Source organism: Acetobacter nitrogenifigens DSM 23921 = NBRC 105050, assembly GCF_000429165.1.
GTDB classification, from domain to species: domain Bacteria; phylum Pseudomonadota; class Alphaproteobacteria; order Acetobacterales; family Acetobacteraceae; genus Acetobacter; species Acetobacter nitrogenifigens.
The window spans coordinates 198,079-220,232 of the sequence record NZ_AUBI01000005.1 but is presented as its reverse complement, the minus strand read 5'-3'; the positions used below and the strand labels follow the sequence as shown (position 1 = coordinate 220,232).

Below are 22,154 nucleotides of genomic sequence, written 5' to 3'. Positions count from 1 at the left end.
GTTATCCTCGGGTCAAATGGCCCTTGGCTTCAAGCATTGCTTTCTTGATCTCGTATAAAGCGTCCAGCGCTTCCCGCGGACTCATGGAATCCGGGTCCATCCGCGACAGCAACGCGAGGACCTCATCTGCCCTTTCGTCGTCGTCCTCGCAACTGGCCGGGGGGGCTGCGGGCGTCGGCGAAAGGTCTTCGAACAGAGGCAGGGGACGCTGCCCGACGGAGTGATCCTGCTCCAGTTCACGCAGCAGCCGGGCCGCGCGGTCGACCACGGGGCCGGGCACGCCGGCCAGTTTCGCGACGTGGACGCCCCAGCTTTTACGGGCGGTTCCGGCTACGACTTCATGCTGGAACACGACGTTTCCCTTCCAGTCGCGCACGGCCATGGTGTGCGGGGAAAGACGCGGAAGCGTCTCCGCGAGCTGGGCCAGTTCGTGGAAGTGCGTCGCGAAAATGGCACGGCAGCGCAGCGTGGAATGCATGGCCTCCAGCACAGCCCAGGCGATGGACAGGCCGTCCAGCGTGGAGGTGCCGCGTCCGATTTCGTCCACCACGACCAGAGAGCGTGGGCCTGCCTGATTCAGAATCGCCGCTGTCTCGGTCATCTCGACCATGAAAGTTGATCGTCCGCGCGCAAGGTCGTCGGCGGCGCCGACGCGCGAGAACAGACGATCGACGACGCCGATCCGCGCCGATTTCGCGGGAACGGGCAACCCGGCCTGCGCCAGTATGACCGCGAGCGCCGTCTGGCGCAGAAAGGTCGATTTGCCCGCCATGTTCGGGCCGGTCAGCAGCATGACCCGGCGTTCCGGAGCGAGGGAGCACGCGTTGGCCGTAAAGCGGACGCCGGAGCCCAGCGCCGCCTCCACCACCGGGTGGCGACACGCTTCGAGTTCGAATGCCTCTCCGTCCTCGACCTTCGCCCGGCTCCATGCGCCGCCAGCGGCGAGGCTGGCGCAGGACTGAACGACGTCGAGCAGGGCGAGTGCTGCGGCGAGTGCTGGCAGGCCCGGATCGGTCAGCGCCTCCTGCGTCAGGGCGGCGAAAATCTGCCGCTCCCGTGCGGCGGCGCGCTCGGCGGCTTCGGAGATGCGGGAGTCGAGGTCGGCCAGTTCCGCTGTTGAGAACCGGGCGGCGCTCGCCGTGCCCTGCCGGAATGAGAGTTCCGGCACGTCGCGCAGTTTCGCGGCTGCAGCGGTGGGCGCTTCGATCACGTAGCCCAGTTGGGCGTGGTGACGGATTTTCAGGCTGGCGACGCCGAAACGCTGCGCATACTCGTTTTGCAACGACAGGATGACGCGCCGTGAGTCGTCGCGCAGGCTGCGATGGGCGTCCAGCTCTTCGTCGAATCCGGTGGCGATGAAGCCGCCGTCGTCGATCCGCGCGGGTAACTCCTCCGACAGCGCGGCTTCGAACCGTTCGAACAGCGCGACGCATCCGCGCATCGCTTTGAACGCTTCGGCAAGCAGCGGCGGAACGGTCTTTCCTGCGCTTTTGCTTTCAGGAGCCAGGGTTGCGGCCTCGTGCGCGGCGCGGACGCCGTCGCGCAGGGCGGCCAGATCGCGTGGCTGTCCGCGCCCCACAGAAAGGCGGCCAAGCGCGCGGTCGATATCGGGCGCGCCGCGCAGGACGGTGCGAAATGCTTCGGGCTTGCCTGTGGCGTGGCGCATCCAGTCCCAGCATTCCTGCCGGGCGGATATCGACGAGACATCGGTCAGCGGCGATGCGATCCACTGTGAGAGAAGGCGGGCGCCCGGCGCGGTGACGGTGCGATCGACCGCAGCGAAGAGCGTATGTTCCTGCCCGCCGTCGCGCGCGCGCAGCAGGTCGAGGCTGGCGCGCGTCGCCGGATCGAGGCCAAGGGACCCGCGTTCGGACTGTGGAACAGGGTGGCCGAGGCGGGGCAGGGCGCCCGCCTGCGAGCGGCGGATATAATCGACGGCGGCCATCGCGGCGGCGGCTTCGGCGTCTCCAAACGTCCCGAAGGCGTCGAGGCTGGCTACGCCGAAGGCTTCAGCGAGCCGCGCCCGCGCGGTGTGTGCGGCGGGAGCAGGGAACGCGCTGGCGCGGCGCGCTTCGTAATCGCCAAGGGACAGATCAGCCGGGGCGAGGATTTCCGCTGGGTCGAGCCGGGCCAGAAGATGCTCCAGATCCGTGGCATCGCATGAGGCGGTTTCGAACTGGCCAGTTGAAATGTCGATCCATGCCGAACCCCATTGGGACGTGGCGGCGCCTTTGCGAGCGGCGATGCTCGCAAGCGAGACCAGCAGGTTCGAGCGCCCGGCTTCCAGAAGTTCGTCTTCTGTCAATGTGCCGGGAGTCACCAGACGGACGACTGCGCGAGGCAGCGGGCCTTTCTGGGCGGGCGTCTTGCCCGCGCGGGCTTTGGGCGCTTCCGCCGTCTGTTCGGCGATGGCGACCCGGAAGCCGCGCCGGATCAGCCGGGACAGATAGGCCGACGCCGCGCCGACCGGCACGCCGCACATGGGGATAGGCGCGCCTGCGTGGGAGCCGCGCGCGGTCAGCGCGATATCCAGCGCCGCCGCCGCTGCCGCCGCATCGTCGAAGAACAGTTCGTAGAAATCCCCCATGCGAAAGAACAGCAGCATGTCAGGGTTTTCAGACTTCAGAGCGAACCACTGGGCCATCGCGGGCGACGCGCCCTCGGCGCTTGGGCGGCCGGGGTGGCGCGTCATCGGTGGGACGTCCTCACGCGCATGGTCGGGGGCGTCGTCGTCGGCCTGTTCGGAGGGACGCCTTGAGGCCCGTCGACCGGAACGTTGCGTTGCGTTTTCCGTCTCGGCGTTGGTCTGAACGTCAGCTTCCGCCATGACCGCCTCCTGAGCGGCCCGTGTCGTGCGCGGTGATTTCATGCCGGGTTCTTGACCGCGTATATCGTCATGTTTTCCCACACGCGCATGACGTAGCCGCGCGTTTCCGCGTAAGGAATGGTCTCGATCCAGTCGAGCATCTCGTCCTGACCGCCGCCCGTTCGCGCCGGGTCTCCGGCCGATTCCAGCCATTGGCTGACGCGGTGCGGACCAGCGTTGTAACCGGCGGCGGCGTAAGGCGCGACCCCGCCGAACTTGTCGTAGATCTGCCCGAGATATGTCGTGCCAAGCTGCATATTGACCGATGGGTCGCGCAGAGTGCCGCCGTCTACGGCGATCGAACCGCCGCCGTTGCGCGTGACAAGCCGCGCCATGTCGCGCGCCGTGCCGGGCAGAAGCTGCATAAGGCCGATAGCCCCGGAACCGCTGGCGATTTCAGGGTCGAAGCTGCTTTCCTGCCGCATCAGGCCCAGCGCGAAACCGGGGGGGAGGGAGGAGGGCGGCGGCGTCACTGGCGCGGGCCAGCCCAGAGCGGGAAGGGCGAGGCCCTCTCGTCCGTCCCGCCGCGCCACGGCGACAGCCACGTCCTGCAACCCGAACCGCGTCGCGAAAGCGGCCAGAGCGCTGCGCTCTCCAGCATTCGTCGTCTGCCCGAGCAGCATCGTCAGAAATTCGCGCGCGTGTCTTTTGTCGCCCCATGCGACGAGAATGCGCGCAGCCTGCGCCAGCTCGCTGCTGGCGATTGTCCGCACGGCGACGGACGACGCAACCGGATCTCCGGACGCATCGAACCGCTGCAGGGCCGTCTTGACGGACGCGGGCACGGAGCCGGGAGAAAGCAGGGTGGCGCCGTCATGGGCCAGCGCCGAGATCGCCATCTGTCCGTAGAACGTCTGCGGCCATTGCGACGCCTGCAGCCATGCTGCCTCGCTTCCCGCAGCGTCGCCCGCCGCCGCGCGCGCGCGGCCGAGCCAGTAATAGCCTCCGCTGCGAACGATCAGCGATCGAGACTGCGCGACGGTCGTGAAGTGCTGTGTGGCCGTCGTCGCGTCGTGGAGTCGTCGCAATGCGATCCAGCCGCTCAGGAATGCCGCGTCAGCGCTGTGGACGTCCGTCGCGGGCATTGCGTCGTCGGCGACCGTAAAAGCGTCGGCGTCGCGGCCCTGCGCCAGCAGCGCTCGGGCGAGGGCGTCTCGTTCAGTCCAGAACGCTGTCGTTGCGCCGGTTTCGCTGGCGCGACGCTCCGCCGTCATGCCTTCGGATTTCCACAGCGCCAACGCATCGTCGAGGCGCTCTGCCTTACGCAGCCAACGCAGGCGGTCGAGTGCGAGAACCGGGTCGCTGCGCCTTGCTGCGGGCACGTTGGCGAGCAGCGCCTCCGCGCCGGGATCGTTGCGGTGGAAAGCGACCCGTGCGGTCGCAAGCGCCGCCAGGTCGGCGGGAAGAAGCTGCGCCGTCTGGCTCGCCGCCGTCAGTTGCCCCGTTCTTTCCTCGCGCTGAAACCGAGCCCAGCTATCGTGCGCCGACAGGTCGGTCGCGAAGAGGGATCGCAGCAAGGCCGCGTCCTGCGCGCCGTCGTTCGCATCGCGCCACGCCGCGCGCCCCGCCGTCCGCAATGCGGGCGTCACGCCCAGCACGGCGACGCACCGCGACAGGGCGCGGGCGGCGTTGAGTGAGGTCGAGGCGCAGAGCGAGCGGGCGACGCCGTCGTCGGGTTCGTCGGCCAGCGCTTTCTGGAAGCGCGTTTCGATCAGCTTCCAATGCGGCCAGACCGGTCTGGTGCCGAGAAACTGCGCGTACGTCGTCGCGGGAATCTCCCCGGGAGACGGAGCGACAAGCTGCCGCCAGACGGTCAGACGATCTGTCAGCTTCATCGACACGGCAGCGACAGGCGGCGTCGAAGCTGTCGTCGGGGGCGTTACGGCGGGAGCGGAGTAGGCAGGGGGATCAGCGGGGTCGGGCGCCCCGGCGCAGGACGACAGAAGGACCGCGCTGGCTATCCCGGCGCGAAGAAAAAATTTCTTCAATGCACCACGCCCCACACGTCGTTACCGCCACGGATAATTAGTTCGATGGCCACGCCGAGCACGACCAGCAGTCCCAGCCACGCGATCCAGCGAAAACGTTCAAGCAGGCGTGCTATCAGGGACGCCGCGACGGCCATCAGCAGGACCGAAAAAGCGAGGCCGGTGACGAGCACCCACGTATGTTCCGCTGCGGCGCCTGCGACCGCGAGCACGTTGTCGAGGCTCATGGACAGGTCGGCGACGATAATTCGGAAGATTGCCGATCGTAGAGCGCCGGGCGCCGGAGCCGCGTCGTCAGTATGATGATCCGGGCCGCGCAATTCGCGATACATACGCCAGCAGACCCAGAGCAGCAGCAATCCTCCGGCCAGACGCAGGCCGATGATCGCAAGCATCTGCGTGGCGATGAGGGCAAGGCCCAGTCGAATGACGGCCGCCGCCGCGACGCCGACGATGACCGCGACACGTCGTTGTTCGGCGGCGAGGCGACGAACGGCGAGGCCGACGACGATGGCGTTATCGCCAGCGAGCGTGACGTCGATCATCACCACCTGAGCGAGAGCGGTGACGGCGGCGAGGGAAAACATGTCGGAAATAATCGTGCTCCGGTGCTGACTCCGCTCCATTGGAGCGGCCGCCGTACTCTAGCCAACAGCCTTGAAAAGATTAAGGGGGCGCGGCGGCTCCTCGTTAGCGTTCGCTGCTGGTTTCAGGATGTGCGATCGCCCTCGCCATGCGGCGACACGACGCGGTGGCGTACGACCTCACCGACGATGATCAGCGCCGGGCTCTTCACATTTTCAGAGATAGCTTTTGCGGGAAGGGTGGCGAGGTCGCCGACGATCACGCGCTGTTCTGGACGCGTGCCGTTCTCCACCAGCGCGGCGGGCCAGCTTGCCGGCAGGCCGTGCGTCTGCAACTGCGTGGACAGGGAGGCGAGGCCGCCGAGGCCCATGTAGATCACGACTGTCTGTCCATGCCGGGCTATTGTGTCCCATGGCAGATCCAGTTCGCCGTCGGCGCGGGCGTGTCCCGTCAGAAACAGGCAGGACTGTGCGCAATCGCGATGGGTGAGGGGAATGCCAGCGGTCGCAGCGCATCCGTTCGCAGCCGACACGCCGGGCAGGATCCTGAACGGGACGCCAGCCGCCATCAGCGCCTCAACTTCCTCCCCCCCGCGTCCGAAGATGAACGGGTCGCCGCCTTTCAGGCGAAGGACGCGCTCTCCGGTGCGGGCGCGCCGCACCAGTTCCTCGTTGATCTGGTCCTGCGGCAGCACATGGTCGCTGCGCGCCTTGCCGACGAAGATTCGCTCGGCGTCGCGTCGCACGCGTTCAAGGATTTCGGGCGGAAGCAGGCGATCGTAGAGCACGCTGTCTGCGTTCTGCATCAGCCGAAGGGCGCCGAGGGTGAGCATGTCCGGGTCCCCCGGCCCGGCGCCGACAAGCCAGACTTCGCCCATCCGCTCGCCCTGGCCACGAGCCAGCCGCTCCAGCGTTTGCGTGGCAAGGTCTTCCTGTCCGGCGAGCGCCTGCTCGGCTCCCGGCCCGTCGAGAAACGCCTCCCACACGCGTCGCCGCGTATCCGCTGCGGGATGGAGGGCGTTCATCGCGGGGCGGCGGGCGCGCATGAATCGCGCGAGCGCGTCGAGGCGGCCGGGCAACATCGCCTCGATCTTTTCGCGCAGACGGCGCGCAAGAACCGGCGCTGCGCCGGAGGTGGAGATCGCGACCTGCACTGGCCCCCGCCGTACGATGGCGGGCGTGATGAAGGTTGACGCCTCCGGGTCGTCCACTGCGCAGACAGGGATATTCGCCGTGCTGGCGATCCGGGCGACCATACGGTTGACACTGCGATCATCGGTGGCGGCGAAGACGACGCGGGAGCCGGGAAGCAGAGATTCCAGCAGGGTTTCGCTGACCGCTTGCGCGACGTGCTCAATGCGTCCGTCGCGATGCAGTCGCGCGAGTTCCGGGCAGAGTTCAGGCGCCAGAACGACGACATGCGCGCGGGCGGCGACGAGCAGCGCTGTCTTGTTCGCGCCTATGGCGCCGCCGCCGACCACAAGGGCGCGGGCGCCGCCGCCGAGGCGCAGGACAAGGGGGAACCACGCGTCGTCTTCGGCGTCCGCCCCGGACGATGGCGTTTCGGTCTCGGTGTCGCCGAGGAGCGCCTCGTTATACGGGATTTCCCGTTTGTCCGGCGCAGGAGGCCCGTCAGGCCGTTGCACAGTCATAAAGTTCTCCGCCGGGTTCAGGTCTGGCCAACGCAACCGGCTAAGCGGCGTCAGAGTTTCGTCCAGTCGCACAGATCACGCCGTAAACTGCTGTCTTGGCGAATATCTTTGTCTTGTCAGACGTTTCCGTCCGGTCGGACGATGCTCTAGCGAATTGGCGCAACCCGATCCAGCCCGGTCGGCGCGGCCATCAGGTCGAGGAACCGCTGCGGCGGTGTTCCGACCGTTCCGGACTGAACGTGGAAATCAGCCGCGCTGGGTCAACAGGCAGATCAGCGTGAAAAGCCGTCGGGCGGTGGGGCGGTCCATGGCGATTTTCCCGTCGAGGCGCTCCATCAGAAGATCGGCCGCCTCGTCATGAATGCCGCGTCTGCCCATGTCGATCGCCTGCACCTTGCTGCGATTGCCCTCTTCCATGGCGGCTTCGAAGCTGTCGATCATCAGCGCGTAATCCTTGAGAAGCCGACCGAACGGCGTCAGGGATATAAGCTGCGCGTGGAGGGGTTCGTCTTCCTCGCTGCGGACGTCGAAGACCAGTCCCTGATGGCCGCTGACGGAAAGGTGCAGAATGAACGGTCCGGTAAGTCCTACGGGCCGGAAATGTGCGGTCTGGCAGAGGTCCACGATCGCCTGTTCACGGTCGCGTTGACGCGCCGGATTTGCATCGGCTGCGGTGTCGAGCGCGGATGCGAGAACGACGCCGATCAGGGCGTCGGGTCGGTCAGGCGGCAGCGTCGGTTCGTTGCTGCGGTTCCGATCGTGAAAGAGCTTCGTCACTCTGAAATCTCCGCCCCGTTCCGGGCTCGCGCCCTGGGTTGTCGTTTTTGTCGCTGCTTTTGTTTTATCGTCGTCGTTCGGGGTCGATGATCGGTAATGTGACATAGCGCGAGGTTTTAATCTCGCGGAAAATCCGGAGGCGATCGAACGCAAGTCCAATTATTGGCGCTATTGATTTTTTTTGACCTTTCGACATTACCTATGTGCGACCTTACGGCGCGGCCGGCGTGGCGCGTGGCAGATGATCGAGAGCGCGATGCAGGTTTTTGTCCAACTGAGTTACGGTTATGGCGCGCGGGTTTGGCATGACCTCTGGACCCGGGGCAAGGTCATCGGCGTCAACGAAAAATACGCCTATGGATATTACCGCGCGGCCGGGCCGGACGTCGTCATCGAACAATCAGAGGATCTGGTCGAAACGTTGCCGTCCAAGGCAGTCCGATATGTAGCGCGGCTGCTTCTCGGATTCGATTTCGTGCACGCCTGGCGCAATCGTCACGGGATACGCAAGGCGGATATCGTCTGGACGCATACGGAGGCCCAGAGTCTCGCCACGGCGATGGTTTTGCTGCTGTCGCGTGGACACAAGCCGCGTCTGCTCGCCCAGTCGGTGTGGCTCGTGGATCGGTGGCCGCAGCGCAATAGCCTTCAGAAAGCTCTGTATCGGTTTCTGCTTAACAGGGCGGACCTGTTGACTTTCCATTCTCCGGACAACCGTTCCGTGGCGGCCCGGATGTTTCCGACCCGCCGCACGGAGGTGGTTCTCTTCGGCATCAACGCCGACACGGTGCGCTCGCACCCGTTCAGGGAGGTTGCGCGTGACGTGCGCATCCTGTCTCTCGGCAACGATGAGCACCGGGATTGGAAAACGCTCGTTGCGGCCGGACGCCGAATCCCGGGTGAGGTCAGGATCGTGTCGCGGGCGAAGACGGCGACTGACGCGGTCGCCGGCACAGCGGGCGCGTCGGTCGTGACTGTGCAGAACAACGACGAATTGTGGGCCCAATACGAGTGGGCGGACATTGTCGTCGTGCCGCTGCTGCCGAACCTGCACGCTTCCGGTTGTACGGTGGTTCAGGAGGCGACGTTGATGGGTCTCCCGGTCATTGCGACGGATGTTGGCGGCCTGCGCGAATATTTCGACGAGACCGCAGTTCGTTATGTGCAGCCAGGCGACGCGCATGAACTCACTCTTGCGATCAACGAGATCGCGGCCGACCCCGGTTTGCGAGTGCGCATGGTGGCTAATGCGCAGGCGCGGATGAAGACGGTCGTGAATTCGCAGGTCTACGCCGACCGCCATGTCGAGCTGTCGCGGCAGTTGCTCGGTCGGTAAAAACGACGTCGGTGAAGTTCAGCGCCGAGGGGCGCGCCGCAAGTGGCTTTGCTTGCGGTTTGTTATTTGTTCCGGCTCCGACTTCTACATTTCTGGCTCTGCTACGCAGTCATCCGCATGGTTCTGCTTGTCAGGCGTCCCGCTTGCTCTTATGAGGGTGCGCCAACGGTCGGGGACCCGAGGCGAGCCGTAAAAGCGGCCTGCCCTTGAAGAGACGTCCGGAAACGAGCGGCGTGTTTTGCGCTATCGACTTTCCGAACGCACGGGGCGGCAGGCTTGGGCCTGTCATGCAGTTGGGTCGCCCGCTTCACTCAGAGGGGTTCCCGCGCCATGGCGACCAGAGGCACACAATTCGGCTCACTCTATGACCGTATCACCGAGGCGCTGGCGTTCGACGACGTGCTCGTCGTTCCGGCGGCCTCCGACGTGCTGCCCGCGCACGCCGACACGCGCACGCGCCTTACCCGCACCATCGATCTGAACATCCCGCTGATCTCCGCCGCGATGGACACGGTTACGGAGTCGGCCATGGCGATCGCGATGGCGCAGCAAGGCGGTCTTGGCGTCATTCATAAGAATCTGGACCCCGAAGAGCAGGCCGAGCATGTCCGCCGCGTCAAGCGGTTCGAGTCCGGCATGGTTGTCAACCCGGTTACGGTTGGTCCCGAGCAGACGCTCGCAGAAGTGCGGACGATCATGGCGCGCAACGGGATCAGCGGCCTGCCTGTGGTTGAGCCCGGCACGCAGGTTCTGGTCGGCGTTCTGACCAATCGCGACGTGCGCTTCGCGACTGATCCCAAGCAACGCGTCGCCGAGCTGATGACGCATGAAAATCTGGTCACGGTGCGGCATGGCGCGGACCCCGCCGTTGCGCGTCAGCTCCTGCACAAGCATCGGATCGAAAAGCTGCTGGTGGTTGATGATTCCAACCGTTGCGTCGGCATCATCACCGTAAAAGACATGGACAAGGCGGTCGCTCATCCACTGGCGATCAAGGACGGTCTCGGCCGTTTGCGCTGCGCTGCGGCGACGGGCGTGGGCGAGGACGGGTTCAGCCGTGCGCGGCTGCTGATAGAGGCTGGCGTGGACGTGCTGGTGGTCGACACCGCGCACGGTCACTCTTCGGGCGTGCTGCGCGCGGTCGAACGGATCAAGTCCGTTGATAGCTCGGTTCAGGTCATTGCGGGCAACGTCGCGACGCCGGAAGCGGCTGAAGCGCTGATCGACGTCGGCGCTGACGGCGTGAAAATTGGCATCGGGCCGGGCTCCATCTGCACGACCCGTATTGTGGCAGGCGTTGGCGTGCCGCAGTTCTCTGCTGTGCTGGAGACGGCGGCTGCCTGTCATGGCCGCGACACGCCCGCCATCGCCGACGGCGGCGTCCGGAACTCGGGCGATCTGGTCAAGGCGATCGGTGCGGGCGCTGACGTGGTGATGGTGGGCTCTCTGCTCGCCGGCACGGAAGAGGCGCCGGGCGAGGTGTTCCTCTATGAGGGGCGTTCCTACAAATCCTATCGCGGCATGGGTAGCCTCGGCGCCATGGCGCGTGGATCCGCAGACCGTTACTTCCAGCAGGAAGTCAAGGACACCCACAAGATGGTGCCGGAAGGCATCGAGGGGCGGGTGGCTTACAAGGGCGCGATGGGTGCGGTGGTGCATCAGCTCGTCGGCGGCCTGAAGGCGGGCATGGGTTACACGGGTTCAGCCCATCTACGGGACCTTCAGACGCGCACGCGGTTCCGTCGGATCACCGGAGCGGGGCTGCGCGAGAGCCACGTCCACGACGTTTCCATCACGCGTGAAGCGCCCAATTACCGGCGCGACTGATTTCCGCGTCCGCGCGCGGCGTCTTGTAGGGCGCGCGCGGACAAACCGGGTTTTGCGGGACGCGCGTTGGCCGCGTTTCTGACGTTTGTGGCGTCGGCGCCAGTTTCTGTTGCAGGATATTCATGACTCCCTCCGCCCGGCTCGCCGCCGCCATTGATCTTTTGACCGCCATGGACGCCACGCCGCGCCGTCCGGCGGACGCCGTCGCCAACGCGTTCTTTCGCGAGCGTCGCTTTATCGGCGGGGGAGACAGGCGTGCCATTTCCGTGATCGTGTGGGACGTGCTGCGGCATTGGCGGCGCGTCGCCTGGCGCCTTGAACAGGTTGGGGCTGCTGCGACGCCGCGTCTGCGTGTCGCCGTCCGGCGGATGGAACAGGGGGACAGCCTTGGCGCGTTGTCCCAGGGCTTCGTCGAGGGACGGTTCGCGCCCGGCGCCTTGAGCGCGGACGAACGCCACGCGCTGGACAAGCTGACGCAGCCCGCCGCCGCGCCGCTTGAGAATGCGCCGCGCGCTGTAAGGCTTGAAATTCCGGACTGGCTGCTGCCGCATCTGGAGCAGCGGTTCGGCGATACGCTTGAGGCGGAGCTTGCTGCGATGGCGCGGGAGGCGACGCTCGACCTCCGCGTCAATACGTTACGGGGCGACCGGGAGGCCGCGCGCAAGGCGCTGGCGCGAGACGGGCTGCATGCTGACCCGACCGAACTGTCTCGGTGGGGCCTTCGCTTGCCGGGCCGTCTGCCGGTAACGAGCAGCGCCGCCTTCAAGGATGGGCTTGTCGAAATTCAGGACGAAGGCAGTCAGCTTGTCGTGGCGATGCTCGGAGCCGGGCCGGACATGCGGGTGCTCGACTATTGCGCGGGCGCGGGCGGTAAGACGCTGGCCATCGCCATGACGATGGCGAACAAGGGGCACATCGTGGCGTGCGACGTTTCCGAGCCACGGCTGGAGGGGGCGGTGCGTCGCCTGCGTCGCGCCGGCGTGCATAATGTCGAGAGACATCTGCTTGTCCCGGGCGACAAGTGGGCGAAACGTCGGGCTGCGAGTTTCGACCGCGTGCTGGTGGACGCGCCATGCACCGGGACGGGGACGTGGCGGCGCAACCCGGATGCTCGCGTAAGGCTGGAAGAGGCGGACCTTACCGAGTTGACTGTGAAACAGCGCGAGATTCTTGATCGCGCTGCGGCTCTGGTGAAACCGGGCGGGCGTATGGTTTACGCCACATGTTCGGTTCTGGATGCTGAAAACCAGGACCAGATCGATGCATTTCTCGCACGCAATCCGGCGTTCCGTCTCATCTCTCCCGATGCGCGTGATGTGCCGGACGTATTGGCGGGGTCGCCTATCCTGTCCCTGTCGCCGGGCATGAACGGCACTGATGGGTTTTTTGCCGCCGTTCTGGAGCGCGCGCCCGCCACGGCTGTTCAGGAGTGAGGTCCAGCCCGGAGGGGCTGCGGCAGACGCGATTGTTGCCAGGTTGTGCTACTTCGTCGATCCGGATCGTTTGACGTGTGGCGCTGGAGTGGGCGCATTCAACAATCCCCCTCGGGATGATGAGATAGTTTGTGTGCCTTCACAGCATTTCCTGTTACGGGGGATCTTGACGCGCCCGTCATGGCTTGCAGGGGCGGGGCTTCACTCCGCTCCTGATAGAGGAGTGCGTGCTGGTTCGCTATGTCTCCCTGACGGAAGATGTTGGCGTAGCGTGAATTTTTCGAAATATAGTGAGAAATAATCTCTGGCGTTCTGAAAGCTGTGACGCGCTTAAGCGCGTGGTTTGGCTTGGGCGTCAATGTAGGCGCGGTAGTTGGTTGTTTTTAAGTTTTATATTTCTTTCAGCGATTTCTTATAAAATTCCGTCAAACATTCAAGTGTGTGGGCGTTTATAGAGCGTTGACGTAATTCGTCAGGCGAATGATCGTATTCAGCGAACACTACGATGTGCGATTGAGAAAGTTAAAGGCTGCTTTTCGCCTTATCACTCCGCGTTTCCCGTAACTGGAAATTTTGATGGCTATGCTGGATGATGGTTGCACTGACTGAATGAAAGAGTGCGAGAGTGTCGGTACATTCCTAGTATAGCACAGGTTGATTTTCATTATGGATGTGGTGCTGATTCCGTGCGGCATTATGCTTCGCTCTAAGGCGTTTGTCAGTTCAGCTTTAATTTGCGTGGAAAAATAATTTAGGCAGAGGGCAACGGTCATTGACGCGGTTGCGTCGATTTGCCGCCAATGGTTGACCGTGCGCCGCCCCCAGGCCCGTGTCTGATGAAACGAAAAACGCCTCATTGAGGCGCAGTGTCAGGACTGGATACCGTCGCGCCGCGAAAGCCGCGCTTGCGCTGGCGCTCTGACCATACCAGCGTCAGGCTCGCGCCGACGATCAACAGTGCGCCGCCAAATACGTTGGCGTGAGGAACGTCGTTCCAGATCAGATACTCGTAGATGAACGCCCAGATCAGTCCCGTATATTCCATAGGGGCGGCCACGGACGCGGGCGCGTAGCGGAAGCCTTCGTAGAGAAGGAATTGGCCGAAGCCGCTAGCAACGCCAAGGCCCAGCATCATGGCGAGAGCCGCAAGGTCCGGCGTCCGCCACATCCATGGCAGTGCAAGTGCGCATGTGACTGCGAAGAAGCCGTTCGTAAGGGCGATCTGGCTTGCCGTCGAATCAGAGCGGCTGATGACGCGGATCAAAATCGAACTCATGCCCCAGCAGATCGCTGCGAAAAACGCAGCCAGCGCTGGCTTCAGGCCGGAGATGTCGCCATGCGGCGCTGCGGCCGTCAGAACGCCAGCGAAGCCGACGAGCACGGCCGCCCATCGCTCTGCATTGACATGCTCGCGTAGCACAAAGACCGACAGCGCGACCGTGATGACTGGCGCGGCGAAGTAGATCGTCGTCAGTTCTGCGAGTCCAAGCGATCGTGCTGCCGAGTAGTATGAGAACCACGCCATCAGCATAAGCGATGCGCGGGCGAGGATGGCGCTCGGGTTGCGGGGCTTGAGCAGCGCTAGGCCTTGCCGTCGTCCGATGATGCAGGCGATCGCCACGACGACGAAGCTTCGAAAGAGCAGGATTTCCGGCACCGAGTATGTGGCGACCAACCACTTCACGGTCGCGTCCTGCATGGAAAAACACAGATAGCCAAGGGCGCAGAGCGTCAGGCCTCTTGGGATGTCGTCCTGAGCGGTGGTCATTTGTTAAAAATCCGCGCTGATCCTCCGCCAGCCGACGGCGCAGGAGCATCAGGATTTATATGAAATTTTTCAATGACAGATAATCGGTTTATACATACCGGCTATAATCTGTTGTAAGATCGTATCGACGTTTGGTCAGCCTGCAAGGCGCTTCGCTAGGGCGGCAGCTGCAAGAGCCAACGCTTCCGGAAGCGTTGTGGCGACATGAACGGAGCCGCCGGAGAGGCGAATGAAGCCTTCCGTCATGCCGTTCTGAACCATCCCTTCCGAATGCACGATCAGGCCGTCAGCATCCTCTAATGACCCGCTGCCCCCCGTGATCTGGCGCAGGCGCAGGCCTTCGCCCCATGCTCGGGCGCAGTAGTCCCGTACTTTATCGGGATAGGATCTGCCGTCGACGGTATAGCCTTCCAGCGCTTTGTCCTGCGCCGCCATGTAGCCGATCTCGACGGCGGTGCCGGGGTCCATGTCGGCGGCGCGGCGAAACGGGTCGAGGCAAAATATCCCCGCATCACATGAATCCATGAGATTGCGATCGGCTGTGACGATGGACAGCGTCGTTTCCAGTCCGGGAGGTAGCCCGCTGAGGTCGATCTGTCCGTCCAGTGGCGCCACGCCTTCCAGGCCGTGCGCCGCGCATACCGCCTTCAGGGTGGCGAACAGGCTCTCCGGGGCGGGGCGGAAGACGAGATCGCCTGCAAGGTACACGCGGGGGCGGTGACTGGTGGATTTAGGTTTCGTCGGCACGGCGGGGGGACTCATTTCCGAAGCAGGTGATCCCAATCAATGCGATCGCCTGATCAGATTCTGTCAACCTCTGGCATGACGTGCGCTGCGTTGGGGAGGGGTTTGACCGGAGGCCGACGGATCGCCATCATAAAGGCATGATCCTGTTGATCGACAACTACGACAGCTTCACCTTCAATCTCGTCCATTACCTGGGCGAACTGGGTGAAGTCTGCGACGTCCGCCGCAACGACGCGCTAACCGCCGAGCAGGCGATTGCGCTGGCGCCGGAGGCGATCGTGCTGTCTCCCGGTCCGTGCACCCCCAACGAAGCGGGCGTCTGCTGCGACCTGATCCGTCAGGCCGGGGGCGTGATTCCCATATTCGGCGTGTGTCTGGGCCATCAGGCGATTGGTCAGGTCTTCGGCGGAGACGTCGTCAGGGCTCCGAGCCCGGTGCATGGCAAGGTGAGCAAGGTGTTTCATGACGGGGCCGATGTGTTCGTAGGCCTGCCCAGCCCCTTCCTTGCGACCCGCTACCACAGCCTGACCGTCGATCCGGCTACGTTCCCCGACGCGCTTGAAAAAACCGCGTGGACTGACGACGGCGTCATCATGGGATTGCGCCATCGCGTGCTGCCAATCCATGGCGTGCAGTTCCATCCCGAAAGCATCGCGTCGGAACATGGCCGCGACATATTGGCGAATTTTCTCGCGTCTGCGCGCGGATGGCGCGCGACGCGGAAGGCGGCGTGAGGCTGCGCGGGTAATGTCAGAGTTTCGATCCCGGCGAACCGTCATCGTGCAACCTGCATGAGCGGCGCGACTCACGTTGTGGCCACGGACGCCGATCCCTTTCGCCCGGTTTTGGCCGCCGTGGCCACCGGGCGCCCCTTTTCCGTGGACGAGGCGCGAAACGCCTTCGGTCTGATCATGGATGGCGCGGCGAGCGAGGCGCAGATCGCAGCGTTCCTGATGGGGCTGCGGGTGCGCGGGGAGCGTCAGGAGGAACTGCTCGGCGCGGTTCTTGCGGTGCGATCGCGAATGTTGGCGATCGAGGAGCCGCCGCCGGGCGCCATCGACGTATGCGGCACCGGCGGGGACGGTCACGGGACGCTTAACGTATCCACGGCTGTTGCGTTCGTCGTTTCGGCCCTGGGCGTTCCCGTCGCCAAGCACGGTAATCGGGCATTGTCCTCATTGTCTGGCGCGTCGGACGTATTGGGCGCGCTCGGAGTGCCTCTGGAAAGCGACTGCGCGACTCTCGGGGCGGAACTGCGCGAGCGGCGGCTCATCTTCATGGCGGCGCCATCCCACCATCCGGCCATGCGTCATGCCGCAGGAGCACGGCGGGCGCTCGGCGTGCGAACCCTGTTCAATCTCGTCGGACCGCTCGCCAACCCGGCGCGCGTGACGCGGCAACTCGTCGGGGTTCCCGAGGCTGTGTGGCTCGAGCCGGTCGTGACGACCCTGCGTGACCTTGGGTCGGAGCGTGTATGGGCTGTTTGCGGTGAGGTCACGGGCGCCGGGCCGGGCGTTCCGTCGCGAGGCGTCGATGAGGTCACGCTATCAGGGCCGACGGAGATAGCGGCTCTGGAGAACGGCGAAATTATTCGCACGATTCTTACGCCGGATATGGCGGGTCTGCCTTCGGCGCCCATATCAGCGATAGCTGGCGGTGGTCCGGTCGAAAACGCGGAAGCGTTGTTAGCGTTGCTCAAGGGCGCGCACGGGCCTTACAGGGACACTGTTTTGCTCAACGCGGCGTGCGCCTTGCATGTGGCGGGGCGTGGCGTGGCGCTGCAGGCAGGGCGCATAGTCCCGGAGGCTTTACGGGAACTCGTTGCGCTTGCGGCGCATGTGATCGACAATGGCGCGGCGTTATCCAGGCTTCAGGCTGCCCGTAACGGAGGGGCTGAGGCCGCCAGCGACCGGAGCGGGAGCGGTTCGTGACGGTTGGTGACGCGACTTTCGCTATGGGGGAGAGCGGTTTCGTGCCGCGCTCGGCCCGAATTACAGTTTCAAATGCGAGATCAGGGACATGATGAACGAGACGCCGAATGAGGCGCCTGTTGAGGCGTCGGGGGAGGGTAATTCCTCACTGCCAGACGTTCTGGCCCGCATTGTCGCGCGCTCCCGGATTGAGGTGGCGCATCGTTCGACGTTGATGTCGCTGAAAGACATCTCGGCAAAGGCGCGTGAGGCGGAATTTGCGCCTCGCGGTTTTGGTCGAGCTCTCAAGGAGAAGACGGCGGACCAGCTTCCGGGGTTGATCGCTGAAATCAAGAAAGCGTCGCCGTCTGCCGGACTGTTGCGTGATCCGTACGACCCGGTCGCCATCGCCAGGTCATACGAAGCGGCGGGTGCCGCGTGCCTTTCGATACTCACGGAGAGCTCATGCTTTCACGGCGATATGGAGGATCTGAAGGCCGCCCGGGCGGCCTGCGACCTTCCGGTGTTGCGGAAGGATTTCATCTTCGACCCGTGGCAAATCTACGAGACGCGATTGATCGGCGCCGATTGCGTACTGCTGATCATGGCGATCCTCACGGACGTCGAGGCCGCCGACCTTGTGGATCATGCGCGCGGCCTCGACATTGATGTGCTGGTCGAGGTGCACTCCGAGGAGGAGTTGACCCGTGCTCTGGCTCTCGACACCTCCCTGATCGGGATCAACAATCGGGATCTCAAGTCGCTTCGCACGGATCTGGAAACGACGATGCGGCTTGCGCCGCTGGTGCCCCCTGACAAGATTATCGTGTCGGAAAGCGGCATCCGCACGCATGAGGATGTCGTCCGTCTTGGATCGGTTGGCGCCAGCGGTTTCCTCGTAGGTGAATCGTTGTTGCGTCACGAGGATCCTGGCGTCGCCGCGCGAGCGTTGCTTGGTCAGGGCTGACCGGCGCGGCGTCGCCCAGATCCCGTCAGGCGGAGCGCTGGCGTAATGTCTTCAGATCATTCCGAATCCGGGATTGACCCGGACGGGTTCACGCACCTCGATGCGCAGGGGCGGGCTCTCATGGTCGACGTTTCAGGGAAGCAGGAGACCGTACGCGTCGCGGTAGCCCGTGGCCGGGTGAGCATAGCGTCGGAAGTCGCGCGGCTTTTGTCTTCGGGTGAAATGCCGAAAGGCGACGTGCTTGCGGCGGCCCGTATCGCAGGTGTGATGGCTGCGAAGCGCACTTCGGACCTGATTCCGCTTTGCCATCCCATAATGTTGACCTCGGTTAAGGTGACGCTTGAGGTAATGTCGGGGGCAGTTGAAATCGAGGCGACGGCCAAAACTTGTGGTCAAACCGGGGTCGAGATGGAGGCACTGACTGCCGTAAGCGTCAGCGCACTAACAGTTTATGACATGTGCAAGGCTCTGGATCGCTCAATGCGTATCGGCGATATACGTCTTGTGCAAAAATCTGGCGGACGGTCCGGCGATTTTACGGGTTCCTGAAAATCCCGACAGGCGGGCGGCGTGCTGCGTCGCCCGCACGATATATTTTGACGAGTGGAGCGTTTTTTATGGCTGATACCCCCACGTCCAACCTGGCAGCGGGACGGAACGACCCCTCGCTCGACACGGAAGGTCTCAAGCGCGCCTTCCACGATATGCTTCTGATTCGTCGCTTCGAAGAGAGGGCTGGCCAGCTTTACGGCATGGGGCTGATCGGCGGATTCTGCCATCTGTATATCGGGCAGGAGGCGGTCGTCGTCGGCGTGCAGATGGCGCTCAAGGAAGGCGACAAGATTATCACGTCGTACCGTGACCACGGTCAGATGATCGCGGCGGGCATGGACCCGCGCGGCGTCATGGCGGAGCTGACTGGCCGCGCGACCGGGTATTCGCGCGGCAAGGGCGGCTCGATGCACATGTTCTCGCGCGAGAAGAATTTTTACGGCGGCCACGGCATTGTGGGCGCGCAGGTTGCGCTGGGCATAGGTCTCGCTTTCGCCAACAAGTATCGTGGCACGGATGAGGTCTCGATGACCTATTTCGGCGAAGGCGCGTCCAATCAGGGGCAGGTGTACGAAAGCTTCAATCTCGCCGCCCTGCACAAACTGCCTTGCGTGTTCGTGATCGAAAACAACCGCTATGGCATGGGGACGAGCGTCGAGCGGTCTTCGGCGGCGTCTCAGCATCTTTGGCGCAATGGCGAACCCTGGGGTATTCCGGGAAAGCAGGTTGACGGCATGGATGTTTCCGCCGTCAACGCAGCGACACGGGAGGCTGTCGCCTACTGCCGGGCAGGCAATGGGCCGTACCTGCTGGAGATGTCGACGTATCGCTATCGCGGTCATTCCATGTCCGATCCGGCGAAGTATCGCCAGCGCAGCGAAGTCGACGAGATTCGCCAGAAGCATGATCCGATCGACCACGTTCGTAGCCAGTTGCTGGCTTCGGGCGTCGAGGAAGCCGAACTGAAGGCCGTAGAGGATGGCATCAAGGCCGTCGTCGCTGACGCCACGGAATTTGCGAAAACGAGCCCGGAGCCTGATCCGGCGGAACTGTACACAGACGTGCTGGTAGAGGCGTAAGCGTAATGGCCACCGATATTCTGATGCCGGCGCTTTCGCCGACCATGACCGAGGGCAAGATTGCCCGTTGGCTCAAGAAAGAGGGCGACGCCGTATCGTCTGGCGACGTGATCGCGGAAATCGAAACCGACAAGGCGACGATGGAGGTCGAGGCTGTCGACGAAGGCGTGCTTGGCCGCATTCTTGTGCCTGAAGGAACTGAGGGCGTGGCTGTGAACGCGCCGATCGCCGTTCTGGTCGCCGACGGGGAGAGCGTTCCCGAAGCCGGTGGCGCCGCACAGTCAGCTGCGCCCTCTGTCGCGCCGGAGAAAGTCGAAGCTGCGGCAGAGTCCGCCACGTCGTCCAAACCCGCAACCGCTACGGTTGCGCCGTCAGCGCCTGAACCTGAAAAGGACTGGGGCGAGACAAGTGAAATCACGGTTCGCGAAGCGCTGCGCGACGCCATGGCGCTGGAAATGCGACGCGATCCGGACGTGTTCCTGATCGGTGAGGAAGTCGGCCAGTATCAGGGCGCCTACAAGGTGTCGCAGGGACTGCTTGATGAGTTCGGCGAAGGGCGCGTCATCGACATGCCGATCACCGAACACGGCTTCACGGGCATGGCGACGGGCGCGGCGCTTACGGGGCTGCGTCCGATCGTTGAGTTCATGACGATGAACTTCTCGATGCAGGCCATCGACCACATCATCAATTCCGCAGCGAAGACGCTGTACATGTCAGGCGGACAGATGGGTTGTCCCATCGTCTTCCGCGCTCCGAACGGCGCCGCGTCGCGCGTCGGCGCACAGCATTCGCAATGTTATGCGAGCTGGTACGGGCATGTTCCTGGCCTGAAAGTTGTCGCCCCATGGTCGGCGGCGGATGCGAAAGGTCTGCTGCGCGCGGCCATTCGCGATCCGAACCCGGTGATCGTGCTGGAAAACGAGATGCTCTACGGGCACAAATTCCAGTGCCCCGTCGATGAGGATTTCATTCTCCCGATCGGCAAGGCGAAAATCGAGCGGCCCGGCAAGGACGTCACGCTGGTCGGTTTCTCGATCTCCGTTGGAACAGCCATGGCTGCGGCGGATATTCTGGCTGAACAGGGGATTGATGCGGAGGTCATCAACCTGCGTTCCATCCGTCCGCTGGATATCGCGACCATCGTGGAGAGCGTGAAGAAGACCTCCCGTCTGGTGACGGTGGAGGAAGGTTGGCCCTTCGCAGGTATCGGCGCGGAAATCGTCATGCAGATCATCGAGCACGCGTTCGACTGGCTGGATGCGCCGCCGGTGCGCGTTGCGGGAGTCGATGTGCCGATGCCTTTCGCCGCCAATCTGGAAAAACTCGCGCTGCCGCAGCCTGACTGGGTTGTGGACGCCGTCCGCAAGCTGGTCTGAGGAGACATCATGGCTACCGATATCCTGATGCCGGCCCTCTCGCCGACCATGACGGAGGGCAAGCTTTCGCGTTGGCTTAAGCAGGAGGGCGACAAGGTCTCCTCTGGCGACGTTATCGCGGAAATCGAAACCGATAAGGCGACGATGGAGGTCGAGGCGGTTGACGAGGGCGTGCTAGGCCGCATCCTTGTGCCGGCCGGCACCGAAGGCGTGGCGGTGAATGCGCCGATCGCTATTCTCGTAGACGACGGCGAAGCCGTTCCCGACGGTACGCCGTCGGGCAACGCTGCGGCCGAGGCTCCAAAAGAAAAGCCTGTCGTTGAGCAGGCGGCTGCGGCGCCTGCGGCCAAGGCACCGCAGGTTGCGTCGAACGCGCCCGCGAAATCTGCTCCTGAGGGGCGGGTTTTTGCGTCGCCACTGGCGAAGCGGATTGCGAAAGACGCTGGAATTGACCTTGCGAGCGTGAAGGGCTCCGGCCCGAACGGACGCATCGTAAAACGTGACGTTGAATCTGCGAAAGCAGCCCCGGTCGCGGCGTCAAAAGGGGCCGCCACTCCTGCCGCGCCTGGTGGTTTCACCAGCACGCCACTGTCGTCGATGCGTAAGGTGATTGCGCGACGGCTCACTGAATCGAAAACAACAGTTCCGCATTTCTATGTGTCGATCGACATGCAGCTTGACGCGCTCCTAGCGCTGCGGTCGCAGTTGAACAAGGCCTCTCCAGAGGATGGGCCGGATGCGTTCAAGCTGTCGGTCAACGACATGCTGGTGAAGGCGGCGGCTCTCGCGCTCCGTCGTGTTCCCGGATTGAACGTGTCCTTCACGGAAGATGCGTTGATTCAGTACAATGACGTCGACATCTCGATCGCGGTTTCGATCCCTGACGGTCTGATCACTCCGATCATTCGGCAGGCTGATAAAAAGACTCTCCGCGAGATCAGCAACGAGACCAAGGACCTTGTCGCCCGCGCCCGTGCAGGCAAGCTGAAACCGGAAGAGTTTCAGGGAGGCTCGTTCTCGATTTCCAATATGGGCATGTTCGGCGTCACGTCGTTCTCTGCAATCATCAACCCGCCACAAGCTGGAATTCTGGCGATTGCTGCCGGTGAAAAGCGCGCCGTGGTCAAGGGAGACGCTCTGGCTGTCGCGACGGTCATGACGGCGACCCTGTCCGCGGACCATCGTGTGGTGGACGGGGCGTTGGGAGCGCAATGGATGTCCACGTTGCGTTCGATCGTCGAGAATCCGATTGCGCTCGTCATCTGAACATGAAGTGGCCCCGGGCGTCG

Annotated in this window: 17 protein-coding genes; 10 read left to right on the top strand and 7 right to left on the bottom strand. The window is 63.8% G+C overall.

Translation table 11 applies throughout. The features are described from left to right. Position 1: 1 nt before the first annotated feature. The 5 genes from mutS to G442_RS0109485 all read right to left on the bottom strand — a co-directional run bounded on the left by mutS (position 2) and on the right by G442_RS0109485 (position 7,867). Positions 2–2,692, bottom strand: coding sequence for a DNA mismatch repair protein MutS (mutS, locus tag G442_RS0109505; RefSeq protein ID WP_026397818.1), 2,691 nt, complete (start codon positions 2,690–2,692; stop codon positions 2–4). A gap of 173 nt (positions 2,693–2,865) precedes the next feature. Further along, positions 2,866–4,854 carry a lytic transglycosylase domain-containing protein gene (locus tag G442_RS0109500; RefSeq protein ID WP_035376407.1) on the bottom strand — a complete coding sequence of 663 codons (1,989 nt, stop codon included), beginning with the start codon at positions 4,852–4,854 and terminating at the stop codon, positions 2,866–2,868. Then, entirely contained in the window at positions 4,851–5,480 is a 630-nt protein-coding gene (locus G442_RS0109495; RefSeq protein ID WP_246789389.1) for a YjbE family putative metal transport protein, read from the bottom strand. The genes G442_RS0109500 and G442_RS0109495 overlap by 4 nt, the downstream gene beginning before the upstream one ends. An 83-nt stretch (positions 5,481–5,563) precedes the next feature. Further along, the gene (cysG, locus tag G442_RS21630) at positions 5,564–7,090 is read right to left on the bottom strand and encodes a siroheme synthase CysG (RefSeq protein ID WP_084440472.1); all 1,527 of its coding nucleotides are present in this window, start codon (positions 7,088–7,090) and stop codon (positions 5,564–5,566) included. Between the two features lie 246 nt (positions 7,091–7,336). Beyond that, positions 7,337–7,867: a UPF0262 family protein gene (locus tag G442_RS0109485; protein ID WP_035376443.1), complete on the bottom strand. Its 531-nt coding sequence runs from the start codon at positions 7,865–7,867 to the stop codon at positions 7,337–7,339. 256 nt (positions 7,868–8,123) lie between these two features. On the opposite strand from G442_RS0109485, the gene G442_RS0109480 reads away from it, so the two are divergent. The 3 genes from G442_RS0109480 to G442_RS0109465 all read left to right on the top strand — a co-directional run bounded on the left by G442_RS0109480 (position 8,124) and on the right by G442_RS0109465 (position 12,463). Continuing rightward, a complete protein-coding gene (locus G442_RS0109480) occupies positions 8,124–9,203 on the top strand; it encodes a glycosyltransferase family 4 protein (RefSeq protein ID WP_026397814.1) in 1,080 nt (359 codons plus the stop codon). 330 nt (positions 9,204–9,533) lie between these two features. Beyond that, positions 9,534–11,030 carry an IMP dehydrogenase gene (gene guaB / locus G442_RS0109475; RefSeq protein ID WP_026397813.1) on the top strand — a complete coding sequence of 499 codons (1,497 nt, stop codon included), beginning with the start codon at positions 9,534–9,536 and terminating at the stop codon, positions 11,028–11,030. 122 nt (positions 11,031–11,152) lie between these two features. Continuing rightward, positions 11,153–12,463, top strand: coding sequence for an RsmB/NOP family class I SAM-dependent RNA methyltransferase (locus G442_RS0109465; RefSeq protein ID WP_026397812.1), 1,311 nt, complete (start codon positions 11,153–11,155; stop codon positions 12,461–12,463). A gap of 853 nt (positions 12,464–13,316) precedes the next feature. Here the strand turns inward: G442_RS0109465 and G442_RS21625 are convergent. Together G442_RS21625 and G442_RS0109455 are read right to left on the bottom strand one after the other, a co-directional pair. Then, positions 13,317–14,231 (bottom strand): DMT family transporter, encoded by a 915-nt coding sequence (locus tag G442_RS21625; RefSeq protein ID WP_051292149.1) that lies wholly within the window; start codon positions 14,229–14,231, stop codon positions 13,317–13,319. A 135-nt stretch (positions 14,232–14,366) separates the two neighbouring features. Next, positions 14,367–14,993 carry a nucleoside 2-deoxyribosyltransferase gene (locus G442_RS0109455; RefSeq protein ID WP_051292148.1) on the bottom strand — a complete coding sequence of 209 codons (627 nt, stop codon included), beginning with the start codon at positions 14,991–14,993 and terminating at the stop codon, positions 14,367–14,369. Between the two features lie 122 nt (positions 14,994–15,115). Between G442_RS0109455 and G442_RS0109450 the strand changes: the two genes are divergently transcribed. The 7 genes from G442_RS0109450 to G442_RS0109420 all read left to right on the top strand — a co-directional run bounded on the left by G442_RS0109450 (position 15,116) and on the right by G442_RS0109420 (position 22,131). Next, on the top strand, positions 15,116–15,712 hold the full coding sequence (locus G442_RS0109450) for an anthranilate synthase component II (protein ID WP_026397810.1): 597 nt from the start codon (positions 15,116–15,118) through the stop codon (positions 15,710–15,712). Positions 15,713–15,769: 57 nt separating this feature from the next. Further along, positions 15,770–16,909 (top strand): anthranilate phosphoribosyltransferase, encoded by a 1,140-nt coding sequence (gene trpD, locus G442_RS0109445; protein WP_051292147.1) that lies wholly within the window; start codon positions 15,770–15,772, stop codon positions 16,907–16,909. 91 nt (positions 16,910–17,000) lie between these two features. Beyond that, entirely contained in the window at positions 17,001–17,855 is an 855-nt protein-coding gene (trpC, locus tag G442_RS0109440) for an indole-3-glycerol phosphate synthase TrpC (protein WP_026397808.1), read from the top strand. 45 nt (positions 17,856–17,900) lie between these two features. Further along, a complete protein-coding gene (gene moaC, locus G442_RS0109435) occupies positions 17,901–18,404 on the top strand; it encodes a cyclic pyranopterin monophosphate synthase MoaC (protein WP_051292146.1) in 504 nt (167 codons plus the stop codon). A gap of 68 nt (positions 18,405–18,472) precedes the next feature. After that, on the top strand, positions 18,473–19,486 hold the full coding sequence (gene pdhA / locus G442_RS0109430) for a pyruvate dehydrogenase (acetyl-transferring) E1 component subunit alpha (protein ID WP_026397806.1): 1,014 nt from the start codon (positions 18,473–18,475) through the stop codon (positions 19,484–19,486). A gap of 5 nt (positions 19,487–19,491) precedes the next feature. After that, positions 19,492–20,865 (top strand): pyruvate dehydrogenase complex E1 component subunit beta, encoded by a 1,374-nt coding sequence (locus G442_RS0109425; protein ID WP_026397805.1) that lies wholly within the window; start codon positions 19,492–19,494, stop codon positions 20,863–20,865. A 9-nt stretch (positions 20,866–20,874) separates the two neighbouring features. Beyond that, complete coding sequence (locus G442_RS0109420; protein ID WP_026397804.1) at positions 20,875–22,131, top strand: pyruvate dehydrogenase complex dihydrolipoamide acetyltransferase; 1,257 nt, start codon at positions 20,875–20,877, stop codon at positions 22,129–22,131. The last annotated feature ends 23 nt before the right edge of the window (positions 22,132–22,154 follow it).